This is a genomic window from Citrobacter sp. wls615, from assembly GCF_005281355.1.
Lineage (GTDB): Bacteria > Pseudomonadota > Gammaproteobacteria > Enterobacterales > Enterobacteriaceae > Citrobacter > Citrobacter werkmanii.
Map to the genome: position 1 here is coordinate 1 of NZ_SZXM01000027.1, position 23,018 is coordinate 23,018.

Genomic DNA, 23,018 nt, shown 5'->3' on the forward strand with positions numbered 1-23,018 from the left:
AGGTGCTCTCCCAGCTGAGCTAATCACCCGATACTACGCTGGATACTACTTACTAACTGAGTTAGTGGTGGGTCGTGCAGGATTCGAACCTGCGACCAATTGATTAAAAGTCAACTGCTCTACCAACTGAGCTAACGACCCACTTTTTTCGCTGCTTTCAGGCTGTTTGATATCCCTTGGCAACGGCGGCATATATTACTGATTTCAGATTTTAGCGCAACAAAAATTTCGAGGTAAATAACTCAACTGCTTAGGAATCACACGACGCGACCAGAAATAACACGATTTCTGGTCGCATGGTGGTCATTACATCGCGTTAAGGCGTTTTTGCGCTTGTTTCGCGCCATCAGTGCCAGGATATTTAGTGATAACCTGCTGATAAACCGCTTTAGCTTTTGCTGTGTCGCCTTTGTCCTGCATGATGACGCCGACTTTATACATCGCGTCTGCAGCCTTAGGTGATTTCGGGAAGTTTTTAACTACCGAAGCGAAATAGAACGCGGCATCATCTTTTTTACCCTTGTTGTAATTCAACTGACCCAGCCAATAATTGGCATTTGGCAGGTAAGTAGAATCCGGGTACTTTTTGATGAAGTTCTGAAATGCGTCAATCGCGTCATCCTGACGGGATTTATCCTGTACCAGGGCGATTGCTGCATTGTAATCGGTATTCGCATCGCCAGTTTGTGCCGGAGCCCCTGACGTTGCCGCAGCTCCCGCATCAGGCGCAGGGGTCGCCGCCCCGCTCTGATCCCCACCCGCAGACTGCGCCGCAGGTGCGCCACCGCTGCCAAGATTATTCATCTGCAGCAATATCTGTTTCTGACGTTCAACAACCTGATTCAGTTGATACTGATTTTCCTGAATTTGACCACGCAGGGAATCAATATCGGACTGATTATCGGAGAGTTGTTGCTGGAGTTGGGTTAAAAGCTGACTGTGAGCGTTAGAAATACGCTCGAGTTGAGTGACACGGTCTTCGACCGAGCCTGAGCCGACACTACTGATTGGCGCCTGTGCAAAAGCGGCCCAGGGGGCCGCTATGCCAACCAGTAACGACAGACTCAACAGATGATGTCTGAAGTTACTGCTCATGCAATTCTCTTAGTAAACCAGTACGGCACGACGGTTTTTGGAGTAAGCCGCTTCGTCATGACCCAGTACTGCAGGTTTTTCTTTACCGTAAGAAACGATAGAGATCTGGTCAGCAGAAACGCCTTTACCCTGCAGGTACATCTTAACGGCGTTTGCACGACGTTCACCCAGGGAAATGTTGTACTCAGGAGTACCACGTTCGTCCGCATGACCTTCTACGGTGACTTTGTAAGACGGGTTGCTACGCAGGAAGTTAGCGTGCGCATCCAGCATTGCAGCGAAGTCAGAACGGATATCGTACTTGTCCAGATCGAAGTAAACGATGTTGTTCTGCTGCAGCTGCTGCATCTGAAGACGCGCTTGCTCTTCAGAAGACATGTTGCCGCTGCCGTTTGCATCCATACCAGTGCCGGCACCCAGCATGCCTTCGCTGCCGTCATTGCTGGCGTTCTTGTTAGAAGAACACGCCGCAATAGCCATAACAGGCAGAGCAATCATCAGCCCTTTCAGCACTTTGTTCAGTTGCATTTCAATGATTCCTTTATTAATCAATTATTTATTATCACAGATACGGCGACCAGGCAGGGAATTTAACCTGACCATCAGTTGCCGGAAGACGCGCTTTGAAACGCCCATCTGTAGAAACCAAATTCAGCACGGATCCCATCCCCTGAGAAGAGCTGTAGATTACCATAGTGCCGTTAGGTGCCAGACTTGGCGTTTCGTCCAGGAACGTTGACGACAGAACTTGTACGCCACCCGCTACCAGATCTTGTTTGGCAATGTGTTGCTGACCGTTAGCCGAGCTTACCATTACCATAAATTTACCGTCGCTGCTCACATCCGCATCCTGGTTTTGCGAACCTTCCCAGGTAATACGCTGCGGAGCACCGCCGTTGACATTAACTTTGTATACCTGCGGACGACCGGCCTGGTCAGACGTAAAGGCCAGATTCTGGCTGTCCGGGAACCAGGTTGGTTCCGTGTTGTTGCTGCGACCATCCGTCACCTGACGGATCTGACCGGAACCAATGTCCATGACGTACAGGTTCAGGCTACCGGTTTTAGACAGGGCAAACGCCAGTTTGCTGCCATCCGGAGAAAACGCCGGTGCCCCGTTGTGACGCGGGAAAGAAGCGACCTGACGAACAGCGCCGTTAGACAACGTCTGAATAACCAGCGCAGAACGGCCGCTTTCGAAGGTCACGTAAGCCAGTTTAGAACCGTCCGGTGACCACGCCGGAGACATCAGCGGCTGCGGAGAACGGTGAACCACGAACTGGTTGTAACCATCGTAGTCGGACACGCGTAATTCGTACGGGAACTGACCACCGTTGGTCTGAACAACATACGCGATACGGGTACGGAATGCGCCCTTAATACCGGTCAGTTTTTCAAATACTTCGTCACTGGCAGTATGGCCCGCGTAACGCAGCCATTGCTTGTTCACTTTATAGGTGTTCTGCGCCAGTACGGTACCCGGCGCGCCGCCGGTATCAACCAGCTGATAAGCCACGCTGTAGGAGCCATCCGGATTCGGCGTTACCTGCCCGACCACGACGGCATCAATACCCAGCGCAGACCATGCAGCAGGTTGAACTTCCGCCGCGGTACCCGGCTGCTGCGGCAGACGAGAACGATCTAATGGGTTAAATTTACCGCTGTTACGCAGGTCAGCACCTACGATACCACCGATATCTTCAGGTGCAGCACCCGGCCCTGCCCACTGGAATGGGACAACGCCAATCGGGCGTGCCGAGTCCACCCCCTGGGTGATCTCGATACGTACTTCTGCATGCAGCACTGCTGCCCACAGCATCAGAAAACCAAATGCTACTCGTAATGCCTGCTTCATCATATCTCCCTTATCTGGACGGAACGCCCACGATAATTTAGCAGAATGTTAACAAACTCAAATACACAAAACTACCAGAACTCTGTCTCAACCTTAGACTGTTTCCCCCGATTTCTCAGGGGTTGTTATTACAGTTTAAAGTCCAGTTTGGCATCTTTTACTTTTTCATAAACAGCCTGGCTAGGCGGTTTAGGAATTCTGGCTGTTTTCGCAGCCGTCAACGCGGCCTGGCACAATGCCGGATCGCCGCCCTCTTCGGTCACATCCAGTAACAGACCATCGGGTGCTAACTTAATATGTAGTACGCAAGATTTACCCGCGTACAAATCAGCACCATACAGACGGCTCTGGATCGCATTACGAATTTGAGAGGCGTAAGCACTGATATCAGCGCCAGATGCGCCGCCATTTGCACCACTTGTACCACTATCTTTCGCCGGTTGACCGCTTCCTTTCGCTCCACCACCTGATTTCGGCGCATTCTTACCGGAGCTTAAGTCACCCAACAAGTCGTCAACGCCAGAGGCCGCAGCGGCCTTCTCAGCAGCCGCTTTTTTCGCAGCAGCGGCTTTATCTGCCGCAGCTTTCTTGTCAGCAGCAGCTTTATCAGCGGCAGCTTTCTTGTCTGCAGCGGCTTTTTCCGCAGCGGCTTTCTTTTCAGCCGCCGCTTTTTCAGCGGCAGCAGCTTTTGCGGCAGCGGCTTTTTCTGCTTTTTCGGCGGCAGCTTTTTCTGCTGCAGCTTGCTTAGCAGCTTCAGCCTGGGCTTTCTTCGCGGCGTCTGCGGCAGCCTTAGCGGCTTGTGCTTCGGCAACTTTCTTCGCATCAGCGGCGGCTTTAGCGGCTTCAGCCTCAGCTTTTTTCTGTGCGTCCGCAGCGGCTTTCTTCGCGGCATCTGCCGCTTGTTTCGCCTGTGCATCCGCCTTGGCCTTCGCGTCTGCAGCAGCCTTCGCCGCAGCTTCTTCAGCCTGTTTCTGTTGCTCTTGCGCTTTCGCGGCGGCAGCTTCAGCCTGTTTCTGCTGTTCCGCCTGTTCGCGCACTTTTTCCTGCGCGGCTAAACGTTCTTTTTCCAGCTGCTTCAGTCGCTCTTGCTCAGCCGCCTGCTTCTCGCGAAGTTCCTCAGCTTGCTGCTGCGCCTGTTTTTCACGCTGCTCTTCTGCACGTTTCGCACTTGCCTGCTGTTGCTGCTGCCTGTCGTACTGTTGCACAACGGCACCAGGATCAACCATAACGGCGTCGATGGACGAACCGCCACCGCCGCCGGCTGAAGCATCAATATGCTCATCGAACGAACTCCAGATCAGCGCTGCAAATAAAATGACATGCAGCACCGCTGAAATAATTATCGCCCTTTTGAGCTTGTCGTTTTGTTCGGTTGCCTTTGACACTCTCGGTTCCCAAAAAACTGTTCGCCTGTTACGCGCTATCTTTCAAGCCAGCAATACGCAGACATCAGATTGGCTGCGTCATCAAGCCAACCGATTTTACGCCTGCACTGTGTAACAAGTTCAGCGCTTTAATTATTTCATCATAAGGCACGTCTTTCGCACCACCGATTAAAAAGACCGTTTTCGGATTGGTCTGCAGGCGGCTTTTCGCTTCCGCGATAACCTGCTCCGGCGGCAGTTGATCCATACGATCTTTTTCAACCACCACGCTGTATTGCCCAATGCCGGAAACTTCAATAATGACCGGAGGTTCGTCGTTACTGCTGACGGCTTGCGATTCGGTCGCATCCGGCAGATCGACTTCCACGCTCTGGGTGATGATCGGCGCGGTTGCCATAAAGATCAGCAGCAGCACCAGCAGTACGTCGAGCAGCGGTACAATATTGATTTCGGACTTAAGTTCGCGACGACCTCGTCCACGCGTTCTGGCCATGGCTTACCCCTTGTTGCTCTCGCTAACGGTAAACGCCTGGCGGTGCAGAATCGCGGTGAACTCTTCCATAAAGTTGTCGTAATTCAGTTCCAGCTTGTTCACGCGCTGATTCAGTCGGTTGTAAGCCATAACCGCAGGGATTGCCGCAAACAGACCGATAGCCGTTGCAATCAGCGCTTCCGCGATACCCGGTGCGACCATTTGCAGCGTTGCCTGTTTTACCGCGCCCAGCGCGATAAACGCGTGCATGATCCCCCAAACGGTTCCGAACAGACCGATATACGGACTGATGGAGCCGACGGTGCCGAGGAATGGAATATGCGTTTCCAGCGTTTCCAGTTCACGGTTCATCGAAATTCGCATCGCACGGGATGCCCCCTCAACGACCGCTTCCGGCGCGTGGCTATTTGCCCTGTGCAAACGCGCAAATTCTTTGAATCCGCTATAGAAAATTTGTTCCGATCCCGCCAAATTATCACGACGCCCCTGGCTTTCCTGATACAGGCGTGACAATTCAATACCAGACCAGAACTTGTCTTCAAATGCTTCTGCTTCACGTGAAGCGGCATTCAGAATACGGGTCCGCTGGATAATAATGGCCCAGGATGCGATTGAGAAACCAATCAAAATCAACATGATAAGTTTAACCAGAAGGCTTGCCTTCAGGAACAAATCAAGGATATTCATGTCAGTCACTGCTTAAACTCCGCGACAATAGACTTGGGAAGCGCACGAGGCTTCATTTTGAGTGGATCAACGCAAACAATCAGAACTTCGGCTTCATTCAGCACGGTGTTCTCTGCGTTGACAATGCGTTGCGTGAAAACCAATGAGGTGCCACGCATTGACGTAATTTCGGTTTGGACTTCGAGCATATCGTCGAGCCGCGCAGGCGCAAAATACTCAAGAGTCATCTTGCGTACCACAAAGGCTACGCGTTCTGCCAGCAGCACCTGCTGACTGAAGTGATGATGACGCAGCATCTCTGTGCGTGCCCTTTCATAAAAAGCGACGTAGCTGGCGTGGTAAACCACCCCACCGGCATCGGTGTCTTCATAGTAGACACGAACCGGCCATCGAAACATATACTTATTCATTCTTACTGCCTCTTTGTTGGCTTCGTCCACTCACACCCGTTGCTTACCCTGGTAAGCGCCTGGTGACTCGCGTTTTTGCCGCCGCGATGCATCAAGAATGTCGTTGTATATCGCGCTGTCTTCACTGTACATCCCGGTAATGCAACAAAAGGTTAGTGCTTTCAAACTTCGCTACTATACGCGCGGGAATGGTGCTTTGGAATGGGGGAAAGTAAACGGAGAGTAAAAAATTATGGGCTTATGCAAGCCCATAAATATTTAAGGATGTTTCTTATTCAAAAAAAGAAGAAAATCAGACCAACAATGAGGACGATATCCGCGATCAGCGGGCAGAAGATGCCCTGCCAGTGCACCGCGCGAGGACGAAAGCCAACGCCGTGAATGATGCCAGTACAGACAGCCCACATCAGCAGAAAACCATGCCAGATTTCAAGCTCACTGGTTTTGGCCGCGAAACGTGACGGGTCCCAGAATATGCAGCCAGCCAACACGATTGCCAGCACAAAGGAAAGCGCCCGCAAGGGGCGCTTGTCCATTACCGCATAAACCATCGCGATAAGGTTGATCATCAGCTTTCTTCTTGTCCGGCTTTGCCTGATTCAACGTGCTCAAGCGCCAGGGCTGTGATTATCCCAAATGCACAGGCAAGAAGCGTTCCCAGAATCCATGCGAAATACCACATATTTAGCTCCTTACTTAGTACAGAGAATGGGTGTTACGTTCAATATCTTCTTTGGTGATGCGACCAAACATTTTCCAGTAACACCAGGTGGTGTAGATGAGAATGATCGGTACAAACACCAGTGCCACATAGGTCATCACGTTCAGCGTCAGCTGACTGGAAGTCGCATCCCACATGGTCAGACTCGCGTTCATCATGGTGCTGGATGGCATCACAAACGGGAACATTGCGATACCGGCAGTCAGGATGATGCAGGCTAACGTCAGTGAGGAGAAGACGAACGCCCATGCCCCTTTCTCCATACGAGAAGTCAGGATGGTCAACAGCGGCAGAACCACGCCCAGTGCAGGAACCAGCCACAGGATAGGTGCATTATTAAAGTTCACCATCCATGCGCCAGCAACGCGCGCCACTTCTTTGGTCAGCGGGTTAGAGGCGGCATGATGATCCACTGCAGAGGTCACAACATAACCGTCAATACCGTAAATCACCCACACGCCGGCCAGCGCGAAGCAGACCAGAGTCACCAGCGCCGCTACCTGCGCGGTGGTACGCGTTCGCAGGTGCAGTTCACCAACCGTACGCATCTGCAGGTAGGTTGCGCCCTGGGTGATGATCATCCCAACGCTCACGATACCTGCCAGCAGACCAAACGGATTCAGCAACTGGAAGAAGTTACCGGTGTAGTACAGACGCAGGTACTCATCGATATGGAACGGTACGCCCTGCAACAGGTTACCGAACGCCACGCCAATTACCAGCGGCGGAACAAAGCTACCAATGAAAATGCCCCAGTCCCACATGTTACGCCAACGAGTGTCTTCAATCTTGGAACGGTAATCAAAACCGACCGGACGGAAGAATAATGACGCCAGTACCAGAACCATCGCCACATAGAAACCAGAGAACGCAGCGGCATACACCATCGGCCAGGCAGCGAACAGAGCGCCACCCGCGGTGATGAGCCAAACCTGGTTACCGTCCCAGTGCGGAGCGATGGAGTTAATCATAATTCGACGCTCGGTATCATTACGACCGAGGAAACGGGTGAGCATGCCCACCCCCATGTCGAAGCCATCAGTGACCGCAAAACCAATCAGCAGAATGCCGACCAACAGCCACCAGACAAAACGCAATACTTCATAATCGATCATTTGACGACTCCTGTCTTAGCGTGCCGGCTGAGAAGTCACATTGGACTGCTCAAAGTGATAGCGACCGGTTTTCAGGCTGCTCGGGCCGAGGCGCGCAAACTTGAACATTAAGAACAATTCTGCCACCAGGAACAGGGTATACAGGCCACAAATCAGGATCATGGAGAACAGCAGATCGCCTACTGTCAACGATGAGTTTGCCACCGCCGTTGGTAATACTTCGCCGATTGCCCATGGTTGTCGGCCATATTCGGCGACAAACCAACCTGCTTCTACAGCAATCCACGGCAGTGGAATACCGTACAGCGCGGCACGCAGCAGCCATTTTTTCTCACCGATGCGGTTACGAATGACGCTCCAGAAGGAAAGCGCAATAATGGCCAGCAGCAAGAAGCCACACGCCACCATGATACGGAAAGCGAAATACAGCGGCGCAACGCGAGGAATAGAATCTTTCGTTGCCTGTTGAATTTGCGCTTCGGTTGCGTCGGTGACGTTGTCCGTATAGCGTTTCAGCAGCAGACCATAACCCAGATCTTTCTTCATGCTGTTGAACTGGTCACGAACAGCCTGATCGGTTGACCCCGCACGCAATTCTTCCAGCAGCTGATACGCCTTCATCCCGTTACGGATACGCTCTTCATGCTGCGCCATCAGGTCTTTCAGCCCAATGACCGGTGTATCAACAGAGCGGGTGGCAATGATGCCCAGCGCATAAGGAATTTGAATCGCAAATTTGTTTTCTTGTTTATCCTGGTCGGGAATACCGAACAAGGTAAACGCAGCAGGAGCAGGTTGAGTTTCCCACTCAGCTTCAATAGCGGCGAGTTTAGTTTTCTGTACGTCGCCCATTTCGTAACCGGATTCATCACCCAGCACGATAACAGACAGCACAGCCGCCATACCAAAGCTGGCAGCAATCGCGAAGGAGCGTTTTGCGAACGCAAAGTCACGGCCTTTCAGCATGTAATAAGCACTGATGCCAAGAATGAACATCGCGCCAGTGACATACCCCGATGCCACCGTGTGAACAAATTTCACCTGGGCAACCGGGTTGAGCACCAGTTCGGAGAAGCTCAGCATCTCCATACGCATGGTTTCGAAGTTGAAATCCGCGGCGATTGGGTTTTGCATCCAGCCGTTCGCAACCAGAATCCACAGTGCGGACAGGTTAGAACCCAGTGCCACCAGCCAGGTGACGCACATATGCTGGACTTTACCCAAACGATCCCAACCGAAGAAGAACAGACCTACAAAGGTGGATTCGAGGAAGAAGGCCATCAAACCTTCGATAGCCAGCGGCGCACCGAAAATATCCCCTACATAGTGGGAATAGTAAGACCAGTTAGTCCCGAACTGGAACTCCATGGTCAGACCGGTAGCCACACCCAGAGCGAAGTTGATACCAAACAACTTGCCCCAGAACTTGGTCATATCTTTATAAATCTGTTTGCCGGAAAGGACGTAGACCGTTTCCATAATGGCCAGCAAGAACGCCATACCGAGCGTCAGTGGCACAAACAGGAAGTGGTACATCGCGGTCAAGGCAAACTGTAAGCGCGACAGTTCGACTATATCTAACATCATGACTCCTTGCTCATCGCATGAAGACTCCGAGAGTGAACCCCGTTAGAAAGGGTCACACGCATGCCCCAATACAAATTTATCTGCTTCCTTCCGCCGCTGTTCATTCTTCTCATTTGAAGAAACGACAATGATGAAAAGTTACAAACATGTTAATAAAACACTCAAATTGATCCCGCAATTATATTACGCCGTAAAATCCTTACAATAAACAGGTTTTTATCGAGGCAAATTTGCATTTTTCGATAGTGATCAATTTATAGCTAATTTATCACTCTCAGACCAATTTGATCTGCGGCAATTTAACCTCTTTTTGTGTTGTTTTCCAAGTTTTAAACTTTGATTTAAATCAATTTTCAAATTTATTGTTAATGGTGTTTAACACTACAGTGACTAGTGAACATCATGTTAACGACATGTTTTTCAATGAGTATTTGTCGTTACTACAAATGATAGAATATTTATTTAAATCTACACGGTCTTTTAACCGCTCAGGCAGACAAAATTGATAGCAGATAAAGAGTCACTATTGCTGGGTAGCTCACAGTTTTTTGTTTGGCAAGGCGTGGAATAGTTATTTCATACAATTTATTCATTTTATTTTTACTTATAATTAACACCAAGATGTAACTATCTCAACTGGAAGCGAAAACGCACCCCATTGACCAACGCATTGCATTAAACGTTCTGGCGCAGAAAGTCCGCCTGTCACTTTTATCATCACCGTAAGTTATCGTTCACGCTACTTCTTCGTTTCTGTGGCAAAGATTAAATATGACAAAAACAATTCATTATCATTTTTATCCTAAATTTAACAAAGAAATAGTTGTGACATATAAGATTAATAAATAAAAAACCGTTAGATGGTTCACAAGTTATTTAGTGAAGAGATTTTTTGAAATTATTAAAAGCGCGACCTGAATGGCATGCACAACAAAATAAGATTTTGATCACAAACATGGCAAGTCATTTATTACGCGACTTTCTAAAAAAATAAAAACCAACACAGAAAACACAATATAAGCACATGATTAAAAACACATTTTTCCAATAAAAAATATAACAATCATTTTTATCAGGATATTTTGAAAATAGATCAATTGCTTCCTTTTTCGCTTCCACAGAAACTCCAACCCTATTAAAAGGTTGTCACAATACAAGCTCTGAATATTAGAAAAGTATTTTCACTTATTGACCATCAGCCCTACAGAGGATTACCCATGAAAAAATCTACACTTGTTATTGGCGTCATCGGTGCTGACTGCCATGCAGTAGGCAATAAAGTTCTGGATCGCGTTTTTACTGCGCATGATTTTCACGTAATCAACCTCGGGGTGATGGTGAGCCAGGATGAATATATTGATGCCGCGATTGAAACAGGCGCCGATGCCATCGTGGTGTCCTCCATCTACGGTCATGGTGACATTGACTGCCTTGGGTTACGTGAACGCTGCATCGAACGCGGACTCGGTGACATTCTGCTGTACGTCGGCGGCAACCTGGTTGTAGGCAAACATGACTTCGCCGATGTGGAAGTGAAGTTTAAAGAGATGGGATTTAACCGCGTCTTCGCCCCCAGCCACGATCTGGAGGATGTCTGCGCGCTTATCGCCAATGATATTCACCAACACAATGGCCTCGAACAGCGTTGCCTGGAAGAGGCTATCTGATGCAAACAGTTTCTGTCGATATCGGCTCGACCTGGACCAAGGCAGCCCTCTTCGCCCATGAAGGCGAGGAGTTAACCCTGGTAAACCATGTCCTGACCCCAACCACCACACATCATCTGGCAGACGGTTTTTTTGCCAGCCTGAATCAGGTGCTGAATGTTGCCGATGCTCGCCCGTTACTGAAAAGTGGTGAAGTGCAGTTGAAGTACTCCTCCTCGGCCAAAGGTGGACTCGCCGTTGCAGCGATGGGGCTGGTGCCTTCCATTACGCTGGAATCAGCAAAAGTTACCGCCCATTCGGCAGGAGCGAAAATCGCGCAATATTATTCGTACAAGCTGAACCGTCATGACATACAGGAACTGGAATCATCACCACCGGACATCCTGTTATTTACCGGCGGTACAGACGGTGGAGAAGAAAGCTACGGTCTGGCGAATGCGCGTGCATTGGCAGACTCGAAGCTGGATTGCGCCATTATCTACGCAGGAAACCGGGACATTCAGGACGAAATACAAACGATTCTCGGGCACAAGGATCTGACCACGGTAGACAACATTCTGCCTGACCTCGATCACCCGAATCCGTTTGCCGCGCGCCAGGCGATTTGCGATGTGTTTTTGTCGCGCATTGTGAAAGGCAAAGGTCTGGACGTCATTGTCGGTGAAACAGGCGAAGAGCCAATGCCGACGCCATGGACGGTATATGAGTTAGTCAAAGCCATTAGCGATTACGACAGCGCATGGAAGGAATTCATGCTGATTGATATGGGCGGAGCCACCACGGATGTCTATTCGGCCAGCGCGAATACCCTCTCCCCCGATACCGTCCTGCATGGCGTTCCAGAGCCTTTCGTCAAACGTACCGTTGAAGGCGACCTGGGAATGCGCGTTTCCGCCGTCGTGGTGGGAGAAAGCACGCAGGATATGGTGAAAGTCATCTTCGCCCAACAGCCGCAGCGCGAGGAAGCATTTTACCGCTACCTGCGTCATTTGGTTGGGCAGCCGGATTACCTGCCACTCAGCGAGGAGGAGAAATATTTCGACACTCTGCTGGCAGGTTTATGCGTGGGCTATGCCGCTGAGCGCCACGCGGGCACTAAAAAGCAGGTTTGCACCTGCGTGGGTAACGTGGATTTACAGATGGGTCGCGATCTCACCACCGTACGCAAAGTCGTCGGTTCAGGTGGATGGCTCTCTCGCGCCAGCCAGTTCGATATCCATAACTGGCTCAAATACCGAGAGCTGGACGACCAGGGTAAAAGAATTCTGTTACCGAATCAGTTTGAGTATTACCGCGATTCAAATGGCCTGCTCCCTCTACTGGCAAACGTCGCCAGGCTGTACCCGCAAGCCGCTGCTCGCACCAGCATTCAGTGTTTAACCCTACAAAACTAAAGGCAGCTACGAATGGAACTTCGAAATAAAAAATTGACCCATGACGAATTCATGACCGAAAGGCATCAGGTGTTGCAAACCTGGGAAACCGGCAAAGACGTTGAGAACTTCGAAGATGGCGTGAAATACCAGCAATCAATTCCAGACAAGAAGCGCTTTTCCCTCGCTCTGCTGAAGGCCGATCAGGAAGGTAAAACCCTGAGTCAGCCGCGCGCAGGCGTGGCATTAATGGACGAGCATATTGCACTGCTCAAAACGTTGCAGGAAGAGTGCGATCTTCTGCCAAGTACTATTGATGCCTATACCCGTCTGAACCGCTATGAAGAAGCCGCTATCGGGATCCAGAAATCCATCGAAGCGGGAACTTCCAAGCTGAATGGTTTACCGGTCGTCAATCACGGGGTTGCTGCCTGCCGCCGTATGACTGAGTCGCTGGAAAAACCGATCCAGGTTCGCCACGGGACGCCGGATGCGCGTCTGCTGGCAGAAATCGCCATGGCCAGTGGCTTTACCAGCTACGAAGGCGGCGGTATCTCTTACAACATCCCTTACGCCAAACGCGTCACCCTGGAAAAATCCATCCGCGACTGGCAGTACTGCGATCGTCTGATGGGTCTGTACGAAGAGAACGGCATTCGCATCAACCGCGAACCGTTTGGTCCGCTGACCGGCACCCTGATCCCGCCGTTTATGTCCCACTCGGTGGCGATTATTGAAGGTCTGCTGGCGCTGGAACAGGGCGTGAAGTCAATCACCGTCGGCTACGGTCAGGTCGGTAGCCTGACGCAGGATATTGCCGCTATTCAGGCGCTGCGTGAGCTGTCCCACGAATATTTCCATAACCACGGCTTCGACGATTATGAACTGAGCACCGTTTTCCACCAGTGGATGGGCGGATTCCCGGAAGATGAAGCGAAAGCCTTCTCCGTTATCGCCTGGGGCGCAGCGGTTGCCGGTATGTCGGGCGCAACGAAAGTGATCACCAAAAGCCCTCACGAAGCGTTCGGTATCCCAACTGCGGCAGCGAACGCCCAAGGACTTAAAGCCTCACGCCAGATGCTCAACATGGTCAGTGACCAGAAATTCCCGCAGTGTGCTGCCGTGGAACAGGAAGTCGAACTGATCAAGAGCGAAGTCCGCGCGGTGCTGAAAAAAGTCTTTGAACTCGGCAATGGCGACATTGCGCGCGGTACGGTGCTGGCCTTTGAAGCAGGCGTGCTGGATGTGCCTTTCGCCCCTGCCGCCTGTAACGCCGGGAAGATCCTGCCGGTGCGCGATAACACAGGTGCCATCCGTATTCTCGAAGCCGGTGCCGTTCCGCTGCCGAAAGACGTTCTCGCCCTGCACCACGACTACGTCGCAGAGCGCGCGCATTTCGAAGGCCGTAAACCTTCTTTCCAGATGGTCATTGATGACATCAACGCCGTATCCCACAGTAAATTAATAGGAAGACCATAATGAAAATTAAACAGGCCCTTTTCACCGCTGGCTACTCCTCATTTTATTTTGACGATCAGCAGGCCATCAAAAACGGCGCCGGTCATGACGGGTTTATCTATACCGGCTCCCCGGTAACACCTGGCTTTACCTCTGTTCGCCAGGCGGGTGAATGCGTTTCTGTGCAGTTGGTTCTGGAAAACGGCGCAGTGGCGGTAGGTGATTGCGCAGCAGTGCAATATTCAGGCGCAGGCGGTCGCGACCCGCTGTTCCTGGCTGAAAACTTTATCCCTTTCCTCAACGATCACATCAAGCCGCTGCTGGAAGGCCGTGACGTGGATGCCTTCTTGCCAAATGCCCGCTTCTTTGATCAGTTGCGTATCGACGGTCATCTGCTGCATACCGCGGTCCGTTATGGTCTGTCTCAGGCACTGCTCGACGCGGCCGCACTGGCGACCGGCCGCCTGAAAACTGAAGTGGTGTGCGACGAGTGGCAACTGCCATGCGTCCCGGAAGCCATTCCGTTATTTGGTCAGAGCGGTGATGACCGTTATATCGCCGTCGACAAGATGATCCTCAAAGGCGTGGACGTTCTGCCGCACGCGTTGATCAACAACGTGGAAGAGAAGCTGGGCTTTAAAGGTGAAAAACTGCGTGAGTATGTGCGCTGGTTGTCTAATCGCATCTTAAGCCTGCGCACCAGCGAGCGTTATCACCCGACGCTGCATATTGATGTCTATGGCACTATCGGTCTGATCTTCGATATGGATCCGGTGCGCTGCGCTGAATATATCGCCAGCCTGGAAGCGGAAGCCCAGGGCCTGCCGCTGTACATTGAAGGTCCGGTGGATGCCGGTAACAAACCGGATCAGATCCGCATGTTAACCGCTATTACCAAAGAGCTGACCCGTCTGGGTTCCGGCGTGAAAATCGTTGCGGATGAGTGGTGTAACACCTATCAGGACATCGTGGACTTCACCGATGCGGGCAGTTGCCACATGGTGCAGATCAAAACCCCGGATCTGGGCGGTATTCATAACATCGTTGATGCGGTGCTGTATTGCAACAAACACGCAATGGAAGCCTATCAGGGCGGTACCTGTAACGAAACGGAAATCAGTGCTCGCACCTGCGTACACGTCGCGCTAGCCGCGCGTCCTATGCGCATGCTGGTCAAACCAGGTATGGGTTTCGATGAAGGTCTCAACATCGTGTTTAACGAAATGAACCGCACCATCGCGTTGTTGCAAACTAAGGATTAAGAGATGGCACGCACATTTAAGATCTTATCGCCTACGGCTATCCTGGGTTATGGCTTCCCGGAAGAAAGTTTTCGTAAAGCCATGGAAGAGTCACCGGATCTTATTGCTGTTGACGCAGGTTCCTCCGATCCAGGCCCCCACTACCTGGGGGCGGGTAAACCGTTTACCGACAGGGCCGGTGTGAAACGCGATCTGCGCTATATGATCGTGGCAGGCGTTAAGAACAACATCCCGGTAGTGATTGGCACGGCCGGTGGTTCAGGCGCCGCTCCGCATCTGGAGTGGTGTCGCCAGATAATCCATGAGATTGCTCAGGAAGAAAACCTGTCCTTCTCCATGGCGCTGATCCCGTCTGATGTCGACAAAGAGATCGTTCATCAGGCGCTGGATAACGGCAAAATCACCGCGCTCGATTTTGTGCCTGAACTGACTCACGAGGCAATTGAAGACAGCACCTACATTGTCGCGCAGATGGGCGTCGAGCCTTTCCAGCGTGCGCTGAAAGCCGGTGCGCAGGTGGTACTGGGCGGACGTGCTTACGATCCGGCCTGCTTCGCCGCGCTGCCGATTATGCAGGGCTTTGATGAAGGTCTGGCGCTTCATTGCGGTAAGATCCTTGAGTGTGCCGCCATTGCCGCCACCCCTGGCTCTGGCTCAGATTGTGCGATGGGGATCATTGACGACAACGGCTTTACGCTGAAAGCGTTCAATCCCAAGCGTAAGTTCACTGAAACTTCCGCGGCGGCGCACACCCTGTATGAGAAGTCCGATCCGTACTTCCTGCCGGGGCCAGGCGGCGTACTGAACCTGAAAGCGTGCACCTTCACTCAGGTTAACGAGGGCGAAGTGTATGTCAGCGGTTCACGTCATGAAGAAACGCCGTATGCGTTGAAACTGGAAGGCGCACGTCAGGTTGGCTTCCGCTGCCTGACTATCGCCGGAACGCGTGACCCGATCATGATTGCCGGAATTGACACCATTCTCGAAGAGGTACAGGCCAGCGTTAAGCGTAACCTCTCGCTGACTGACGACAGTATCCGTATGACCTTCCACCTGTACGGTAAGAACGGTGTGATGGGCAACCATGAACCGATGAAAACCGCCGGTCATGAGCTAGGGATTTTACTGGACGTCGTCGCACCGACGCAGGATATCGCCAACAGCGTTTGCTCGCTGGTGCGCTCTACCCTGCTGCACTACGGCTATGAAAATCGCATTGCGACCGCAGGTAACCTCGCCTTCCCGTTCTCGCCATCCGATATTCAGAGTGGTCCAGTGTATGAGTTCTCGATCTATCACCTGATTGAAGCGAGCGATGCGCTGCGTTTTGATTTCCACATTGAACAGGTGACGCCAGAAGGAGTTCAGGCATGAAACACTCAATTTGTTCACTGGCGCAAGTCATTCGTTCCAAAAACGCCGGACCGTACGAACTGGTTTTAGATATTTTATTTAAAACCCGTGAAGATTATCAGCGAGTGAAGCGTTCAGAACAATTAACGCCACAGCTTATTGCCGGTTTATATAACGTTGAGCCTGACTTTATTCATAATATTGTCTGGTTTGACCCGGCGAATGCCGTAAAAATTGTCATGCCGCGCGATATTATCTCCGGCAATGTTGGTGACAATGATGTTTATGGTGCGCAGCAACACGCGCCATTATTAAGTATTGAGTTCGACCTGTAGTAAAAAAACACAATAACAACCATTGGAGCACAGAATTCAGCTGTATCACAGTGCTTCGAATTATTCATGCGGTTGGTCACAACAGGCGTGCGTCTGAACTGCTGTCCGGGTTCAGGCGCGCGCCGCCCTACACAATTCCAATTACCAACCTTTATCCGATGGAGTACACATGAAGAAAATAAGTTTAACGAAGATGATCATATTAGGCCTGATACTCGGCATGATTGCCGGGGTGGCCATAAATAATATGGTCGCGGCTGAAACGGCAAAATCTTATGCAGCAGATATTTCCATTTTCACCACCATATTCTTACGCATGGTGAAAATGATTATCGCCCCATTGGTTATTTCAACTTTGGTTGTGGGTATTGCCAAAATGGGCGATGCCAAAACGCTGGGACGTATATTTTCGAAAACCTTCTTCCTGTTTATTTGCGCCTCACTGCTGTCAATCGCGCTGGGACTGGTTATCGTTAATATTTTCCAGCCAGGCGCTGGCATCAACTTTGTTCCACATGACGCCGGAGCCGTTGCCGCCGTTAAGTCTGAGCCGTTCACGCTGAAAGTATTCATCTCGCACGCAGTGCCAACCAGTATTGTTGATGCGATGGCACGTAACGAAATTCTGCAGATCGTCGTCTTCTCAATATTCCTCGGTTGCAGCCTTGCCGCAATTGGTGAGAAAGCCGAGCCTATCGTGAAGGTTCTGGATTCACTGGTACACGTGATGCTGAAGCTGACGGGTTACGTCATGCTGTTTGCGCCACTGACCGTTTTTGCCGCTATTTCGGGTCTGATTGCCGAACGTGGTCTGGGTGTGATGGTCAGCGCCGGGATCTTTATGGGTGAGTTCTACCTGACGCTGGGTATGCTGTGGGCGATCCTGATCGGCCTGTCCACCGTGATCGTCGGGCCGTGCATCGCGCGTTTAGCAAAATCCATCTTCGAACCTGCACTGTTGGCCTTCACCACCTCCAGCTCTGAAGCCGCTTTCCCAGGCACGCTGGATAAGCTGGAAAAATTCGGCGTTTCCTCAAAAATCGCCAGCTTTGTTCTGCCTATCGGTTACTCCTTTAACCTGGTCGGCTCGATGGCGTACTGCTCCTTTGCCACCGTATTTATTGCCCAGGCGTGCAACATTGAACTGAGCATGGGTGAGCAAATCACCATGCTACTGATCCTGATGCTGACCTCGAAAGGGATGGCAGGCGTACCGCGTGCGTCAATGGTGGTTATCGCCGCCACCCTAAACCAGTTCAACATTCCAGAAGCCGGTCTGATCCTGCTGATGGGTGTGGATCCATTCCTCGATATGGGGCGTTCTGCTACCAACGTCATGAGTAACGCCATGGGCGCTGCCATTGTGGGTCGTTGGGAAGGCGAACACTTCGGCCAGGGCTGTCGCGGAACTGCGCCAGTGAAAACTCCGGAACAGGAACGCCCGGTTACCGAAACAGAAGTCGCTTTGTCCTGATACTACGTTATTGCCGGATGGCGCTTGCGCTTATCCGGCCTACATAACGTTTAACTATCCGTAGGCCGGATAAGGCGGTACGCCGCCATCCGGCACCAAGATAAGCACACCAACAGGAATGCATAATGAATAAAACAATTCTCGGCGTGAGTCTCTTTTCTTTCAGCGTCTTGTTTAGCGCAACCACATTCGCGCAAACCACGCCCGACTACGCCAAGCTGATAGAACAGGCTCATCAGAAGTACAAAAGTAACAACGATGGAAAAGTCGCCGACTACATCCCTGCTCTGGCGACCTATAGCCCGAAAAATTTTGCCATCACCATTGCGACGGTGGACGGCAAGATCTATCAGGTTGGCGATGTTAACAAACCTTTCCCAATGGAATCCCTGAGTAAAGTGTTCACCATGGCGCTCGCCATGGAGCAGCACGGTCCTCAGGTAGTACTGGATAAACTTGGCGCCAATGCCACCGGTATGCCATTCAACTCAGGCTTAGCCGTTGAACTGACCAAAGGCGCGCCTGAAAACCCTCTGGTAAACGCCGGGGCCATGAGCACCGTTAGCCTGATCGAAGCCAAAGATAAAACCGATCGCTGGAACAAAATCCTCGACAACCTGAACGTCTGGGCCGATGCCACACTCACCGTGAACGAGCCTGTTTTCAAATCTGAGATGGAAACCAACCAGCACAACCAGGCATTGGCGAAGCTGATGGAATCCTATAACAGCTTCTATGGCAACACAGACGACGCTGTCGAAATTTATACCCGTCAGTGCTCAGTCGATATCACCGTTGAGCAACTGGCCAAAATGGGCGCGGTACTCGCCAACAAAGGCAAATCACCGTTTAACGGCAAGCAATTGCTGAATGAAAAGTATGTCCCGCAGGTACTGGCAGAAATGGCCATTGCCGGATTGTACGACGGTAGTGGTAAGTGGCTGTACACCGTAGGCATCCCGGCGAAAAGCGGCGTCGGCGGCGGGATGGTTGCCGTTGTGCCTGGCGAATATGCGATAGCCGTCTATTCCCCACCGCTGGATGAAGCCGGTAACAGCGTTCGTGCCCAGAAAACGATCGAATATGTCGCCGAAGCGACCGAAGCGAATGTCTTTTTAGCAAAATAACTCTATGCCGGATGGCGCTTCGCTTATCCGGCAAACAACACGAAGAGGTGAGAAGTAAACATGTCTAAACCATTTGTCTGGCAGGAACTCTTTGTTCAGGGTAAAGATAGTACCGAATATGAATTACTGAGTAATCAGCACGTTACAGTTTCGGAGTTAGACGGAGAGGAAGTGATTAAGGTTGCGCCAGAAGCGTTAACTTTATTAGCACAGCAGGCATTTTATGAGGCTTCATTCTTCCTGCGCGCCGGACATTTGAAACAGATCGCCAGCATTCTGCACGATCCACAGGCCAGCGGTAACGATAAGTATGTTGCATTGCAGCTACTGCGCAACGCTGAAGTTTCGGCCAAAGGCGTGCTGCCTAACTGTCAGGATACCGGAACGGCAACGATTGTGGCCTGCAAAGGTCAGCATGTCTGGACCGGCGGCGATGACGCAGAAGCGTTAAGCAAAGGCGTGTATACCACTTTCACCGAAAACAACCTGCGTTATTCGCAAAATGCCCCGCTGGACATGTACACGGAGGTCAATACTCAGACTAACCTGCCGGCACAAATCGATATCAGCGCCACGCCGGGTAATGAATACCGCTTCCTGTTCGTCAACAAAGGCGGCGGCTCGGCCAACAAAGCGGCGCTGTTCCAGGAAACAAAATCTATTCTGCAGCCGGAAAAGCTCACCGCCTTTCTGATCGAAAAAATGAAATCACTGGGCACAGCCGCCTGCCCGCCTTATCACATCGCTTTCGTCGTTGGAGGCTTGTCTGCCGACCAGGCGCTGAAAGTCGCCAAGCTGGCGTCAACCAAGTATTACGACAACCTGCCCACCAGCGGGAACGAACTGGGTCAGGCATTCCGTGATACGGCCCTGGAAGCCGAGTTACTCAGTGCCAGCCGCGAGTTTGGTATCGGCGCGCAGTTTGGCGGCAAGTACTTTGCCCACGATATCCGCGTGATTCGCCTGCCGCGTCACGGGGGGTCTTGTCCTATCGCCATGGCCCTCTCCTGCTCAGCCGACCGCAACATTAAGGCTAAAATTAACAAACACGGTATCTGGCTGGAGAAACTGGAGCATAACCCGGGCAAATTCATACCTGATTCTCAGCGGGTAGAAAATGGCGCCCAAACCGTACAGCTGGATCTCAACCGCCCGCTACGCGAGATTCTGCACGACCTGTCCGCTCTGCCTATCGGTACTCGTTTGTCGTTAAGTGGCCCAATTGTTGTCGCCCGTGATATTGCCCACGCTAACATCAAAGCGCGCCTGGATAACGGCGAACCGATGCCGGAATACATGAAAAAACATATCGTTTATTACGCGGGTCCCGCCAAAACGCCGGACAATCAGGCCTGTGGTTCAATGGGTCCCACCACCGGCGGGCGCATGGATGGGTATGTCGATGCTTTCCAGGCACAAGGCGGCAGTCTCATTATGCTCACCAAGGGTAACCGCAGCCAACAGGTCACTGATGCCTGCCATAAACACGGTGGATTTAGCCTCGGCAGCATCGGCGGCGCCGCGGCCCTGCTTGCACAACAGTACGTGAAAAGCCTGCACTGCCTGGAATATCCCGAACTGGGAATGGAAGCGGTCTGGATGATGGAAGTTAAAAATATGCCGGCCTTCGTGTTAGTCGACGACAAAGGTAATAACTTCTTTAGTCAGTTTGAGCAGCAGCATCGCTGCGCAACCTGTCCGGCAGGACATTAAGGAGCATCAATGGAAGCGCGAGCCAATAATGACAGACACCGCCAGCGTCAGCAGAAACTGAAAGAACAGGTTGATACCCGCGTGGCGGCGGCAACGGAGAAGAAAGGGATCCTGATTGTCTTCACCGGCAACGGTAAAGGGAAATCCACCGCAGCCTTTGGCACGGCAACGCGCGCGGTTGGTCACGGAAAAACCGTTGGCATCGCGCAGTTTATCAAAGGTCAGTGGGATAATGGCGAGTACAACACCCTGCAACCGCTCGGCGTTGAATTCCATATTATGGGCACCGGGTTTACCTGGGAAACCCAAAACCGGCAAGCGGATATCGAGGCGGCAACGGTTGTCTGGCAAGAAAGTAAGCGCATGCTGGCTGATGCGCATTACGATCTGGTGGTATTGGATGAACTGACTTACATGCTGGCTTACCACTATCTGGATACCCAGGAGGTTCTCAGCGCCATCGAAAATCGCCCTGTCGAACAAAGTGTTATCGTCACCGGACGCGGATGCCACGCACTGTTGCTGGAACTGGCCGATACGGTCAGCGAAATTCGCCCGGTCAAGCACGCGTTTGACAGCGGTATTCAGGCGCAGGTGGGAATCGACTGGTAACTATTCTTTTGCCGGATAACGACGCGCTGGCGTCTTATCCGGCCTACCGTTCTTTGCAGGCCTGACAAGGCACACGGTACTATCAGGCAGGCGATACCACAGATTTATTCAACAGCCAGTCCCGGAAGATCTGTAAATGCACAGATTCCGCTTTCTCTTCACGCCACGTCATGATGAAACGGTTCCCGGTGCGCATCGGGACATCGCAAGGAATGACCATATCACCGCTGTCCAGATCGTGCTGAATGGCAAAACGAGGAAGCAACGCCACGCCAAGATTAGAGCGAACCGCCGCAATCAGCATCGACAACAGATCAAATCTTGGACCTTTATTGACCAGTGGACTACTGATATCGGACAGCGCAAACCATTCCTGCCAACCCTTGATACGCGTGCTTTGGTGCAAAAGCGGGAATTCGTTCAGTAACTCCTCGACTGCCAGTTTCCGATCCGGTTCGGCCAGCAAGCAGCGGCTACATACCGGCAGGATTTCCTCTTCAAACAGGTACTCAACGCCCGACCATGGCGAGTAGAAATCTTCACGCATGATTGCCGCGTCATACTCCCGATTGAGAAAATCACCAATATTCGCCAGCGAATGGATATTGACGATAATATCAGGATTGAGTTTATTGAACTCGCGCAGGTTCGGAATCAGCCAATGCGTGCTGAAGGTCGGATTCACTGCCAGCTCAATAACCTGCACCGTCGGCTGCCAGGTCATTATCGTCGTCGTATCTCGCTCGAGTTTATTTAACGTTTCTTTAACGATACTTAAATAATGTTTGCCCGCCGCATTTAAAAAAATGCGTTTCTTGGCATGATTAAATAGCGAGGTATTCAGAAAATCCTCCAGTGCATTCACCTGGCGGAAAACAGCACTTTGTGTTAAAGCCAGCTCTTCAGCAGCCCGGGTATAACTTTCGTGACGCGCAACAACTTCAAAAGTTACCAGCAACTCCGTCTTCGGTATTTTTCCTCTCATAACCTCTTCCATATGCAGCGTACAAAAATAGTTTAATTTATAAAAAATAATTCAAGACACCAGATAAGCATCGAGAGTTATATTTTATTTCATCCATTGATGTCATTGATCCAATCCATGATTTACTCATACTGATGGCGGATAAATATTAACCAATAATACTCAAGCACAACAATAAACACAATTTAAATAAGGTTAAACCCATGCAAATAGTGCCAATAAGTTCTTAATAATTTTTCAAGTTAACTTGTTTATTGCAGAAAAAACTTTGCGAGATTAATCAATATTATCCATGCAATAATTTTAGATAA

Annotated in this window: 22 protein-coding genes and 1 tRNA gene; 10 read left to right on the forward strand and 13 right to left on the reverse strand. The window is 51.2% G+C overall.

What is annotated here, in order from left to right:
• Nucleotides 1-65: 65 nt before the first annotated feature.
• The 12 genes from FDX04_RS09640 to cydA form a co-directional block, all read right to left on the reverse strand.
• A tRNA-Lys gene (locus FDX04_RS09640) sits at nt 66-141 on the reverse strand.
• A gap of 165 nt (nt 142-306) precedes the next feature.
• The gene (gene cpoB / locus FDX04_RS09645) at nt 307-1,095 is read right to left on the reverse strand and encodes a cell division protein CpoB (protein ID WP_061381936.1); all 789 of its coding nucleotides are present in this window, start codon (nt 1,093-1,095) and stop codon (nt 307-309) included.
• Nucleotides 1,096-1,104: 9 nt separating this feature from the next.
• Complete coding sequence (gene pal, locus FDX04_RS09650) at nt 1,105-1,623, reverse strand: peptidoglycan-associated lipoprotein Pal (RefSeq protein WP_006685431.1); 519 nt, start codon at nt 1,621-1,623, stop codon at nt 1,105-1,107.
• Between the two features lie 34 nt (nt 1,624-1,657).
• Nucleotides 1,658-2,950, reverse strand: a complete 1,293-nt coding sequence (gene tolB, locus FDX04_RS09655; RefSeq protein ID WP_038638949.1) for a Tol-Pal system beta propeller repeat protein TolB — start codon at nt 2,948-2,950, stop codon at nt 1,658-1,660.
• A gap of 128 nt (nt 2,951-3,078) precedes the next feature.
• Nucleotides 3,079-4,335 (reverse strand): cell envelope integrity protein TolA, encoded by a 1,257-nt coding sequence (tolA, locus tag FDX04_RS09660; RefSeq protein WP_042309680.1) that lies wholly within the window; start codon nt 4,333-4,335, stop codon nt 3,079-3,081.
• 64 nt (nt 4,336-4,399) lie between these two features.
• Complete coding sequence (tolR, locus tag FDX04_RS09665) at nt 4,400-4,828, reverse strand: colicin uptake protein TolR (RefSeq protein WP_003022978.1); 429 nt, start codon at nt 4,826-4,828, stop codon at nt 4,400-4,402.
• 3 nt (nt 4,829-4,831) lie between these two features.
• Entirely contained in the window at nt 4,832-5,524 is a 693-nt protein-coding gene (gene tolQ, locus FDX04_RS09670) for a Tol-Pal system protein TolQ (protein ID WP_003022976.1), read from the reverse strand.
• Entirely contained in the window at nt 5,521-5,925 is a 405-nt protein-coding gene (ybgC, locus tag FDX04_RS09675; protein ID WP_003831439.1) for a tol-pal system-associated acyl-CoA thioesterase, read from the reverse strand. The genes tolQ and ybgC overlap by 4 nt, the downstream gene beginning before the upstream one ends.
• A 275-nt stretch (nt 5,926-6,200) precedes the next feature.
• On the reverse strand, nt 6,201-6,494 hold the full coding sequence (gene ybgE, locus FDX04_RS09680) for a cyd operon protein YbgE (RefSeq protein WP_042309684.1): 294 nt from the start codon (nt 6,492-6,494) through the stop codon (nt 6,201-6,203).
• Nucleotides 6,494-6,607, reverse strand: a complete 114-nt coding sequence (cydX, locus tag FDX04_RS09685; RefSeq protein WP_061381940.1) for a cytochrome bd-I oxidase subunit CydX — start codon at nt 6,605-6,607, stop codon at nt 6,494-6,496. The genes ybgE and cydX overlap by 1 nt, the downstream gene beginning before the upstream one ends.
• A gap of 14 nt (nt 6,608-6,621) precedes the next feature.
• Nucleotides 6,622-7,761, reverse strand: coding sequence for a cytochrome d ubiquinol oxidase subunit II (gene cydB / locus FDX04_RS09690; protein ID WP_038638939.1), 1,140 nt, complete (start codon nt 7,759-7,761; stop codon nt 6,622-6,624).
• Between the two features lie 15 nt (nt 7,762-7,776).
• On the reverse strand, nt 7,777-9,345 hold the full coding sequence (cydA, locus tag FDX04_RS09695) for a cytochrome ubiquinol oxidase subunit I (RefSeq protein WP_038638936.1): 1,569 nt from the start codon (nt 9,343-9,345) through the stop codon (nt 7,777-7,779).
• A gap of 1,220 nt (nt 9,346-10,565) precedes the next feature.
• Here cydA and glmS point away from each other — a divergent pair.
• The 10 genes from glmS (at nt 10,566) to cobO (ending at nt 21,722) form a co-directional block, all read left to right on the forward strand.
• On the forward strand, nt 10,566-11,015 hold the full coding sequence (gene glmS / locus FDX04_RS09700; RefSeq protein ID WP_038638933.1) for a methylaspartate mutase subunit S: 450 nt from the start codon (nt 10,566-10,568) through the stop codon (nt 11,013-11,015).
• A complete protein-coding gene (glmL, locus tag FDX04_RS09705; protein ID WP_042309686.1) occupies nt 11,015-12,409 on the forward strand; it encodes a methylaspartate mutase accessory protein GlmL in 1,395 nt (464 codons plus the stop codon). Before glmS ends, glmL begins: the two co-directional genes overlap by 1 nt.
• Before the next feature lie 12 nt (nt 12,410-12,421).
• Nucleotides 12,422-13,867 carry a methylaspartate mutase subunit E gene (locus tag FDX04_RS09710; RefSeq protein ID WP_137360532.1) on the forward strand — a complete coding sequence of 482 codons (1,446 nt, stop codon included), beginning with the start codon at nt 12,422-12,424 and terminating at the stop codon, nt 13,865-13,867.
• A complete protein-coding gene (locus tag FDX04_RS09715; protein WP_042309690.1) occupies nt 13,867-15,108 on the forward strand; it encodes a methylaspartate ammonia-lyase in 1,242 nt (413 codons plus the stop codon). Before FDX04_RS09710 ends, FDX04_RS09715 begins: the two co-directional genes overlap by 1 nt.
• A gap of 3 nt (nt 15,109-15,111) precedes the next feature.
• The gene (locus FDX04_RS09720; RefSeq protein WP_042309692.1) at nt 15,112-16,482 is read left to right on the forward strand and encodes an acyclic terpene utilization AtuA family protein; all 1,371 of its coding nucleotides are present in this window, start codon (nt 15,112-15,114) and stop codon (nt 16,480-16,482) included.
• Complete coding sequence (locus FDX04_RS09725) at nt 16,479-16,796, forward strand: DUF4387 domain-containing protein (protein WP_048212245.1); 318 nt, start codon at nt 16,479-16,481, stop codon at nt 16,794-16,796. Before FDX04_RS09720 ends, FDX04_RS09725 begins: the two co-directional genes overlap by 4 nt.
• Before the next feature lie 169 nt (nt 16,797-16,965).
• A complete protein-coding gene (locus tag FDX04_RS09730; RefSeq protein ID WP_137370858.1) occupies nt 16,966-18,270 on the forward strand; it encodes a dicarboxylate/amino acid:cation symporter in 1,305 nt (434 codons plus the stop codon).
• A 125-nt stretch (nt 18,271-18,395) separates the two neighbouring features.
• Nucleotides 18,396-19,397 (forward strand): glutaminase A, encoded by a 1,002-nt coding sequence (glsA, locus tag FDX04_RS09735; protein ID WP_137370859.1) that lies wholly within the window; start codon nt 18,396-18,398, stop codon nt 19,395-19,397.
• Nucleotides 19,398-19,457: 60 nt separating this feature from the next.
• Nucleotides 19,458-21,110, forward strand: a complete 1,653-nt coding sequence (locus tag FDX04_RS09740; protein WP_137370860.1) for a class I fumarate hydratase — start codon at nt 19,458-19,460, stop codon at nt 21,108-21,110.
• A gap of 9 nt (nt 21,111-21,119) precedes the next feature.
• A complete protein-coding gene (cobO, locus tag FDX04_RS09745) occupies nt 21,120-21,722 on the forward strand; it encodes a cob(I)yrinic acid a,c-diamide adenosyltransferase (RefSeq protein ID WP_137370861.1) in 603 nt (200 codons plus the stop codon).
• A gap of 82 nt (nt 21,723-21,804) precedes the next feature.
• Here the strand turns inward: cobO and FDX04_RS09750 are convergent, their stop codons facing one another.
• On the reverse strand, nt 21,805-22,707 hold the full coding sequence (locus FDX04_RS09750; RefSeq protein WP_137360528.1) for a LysR family transcriptional regulator: 903 nt from the start codon (nt 22,705-22,707) through the stop codon (nt 21,805-21,807).
• Nucleotides 22,708-23,018 lie beyond the last annotated feature (311 nt).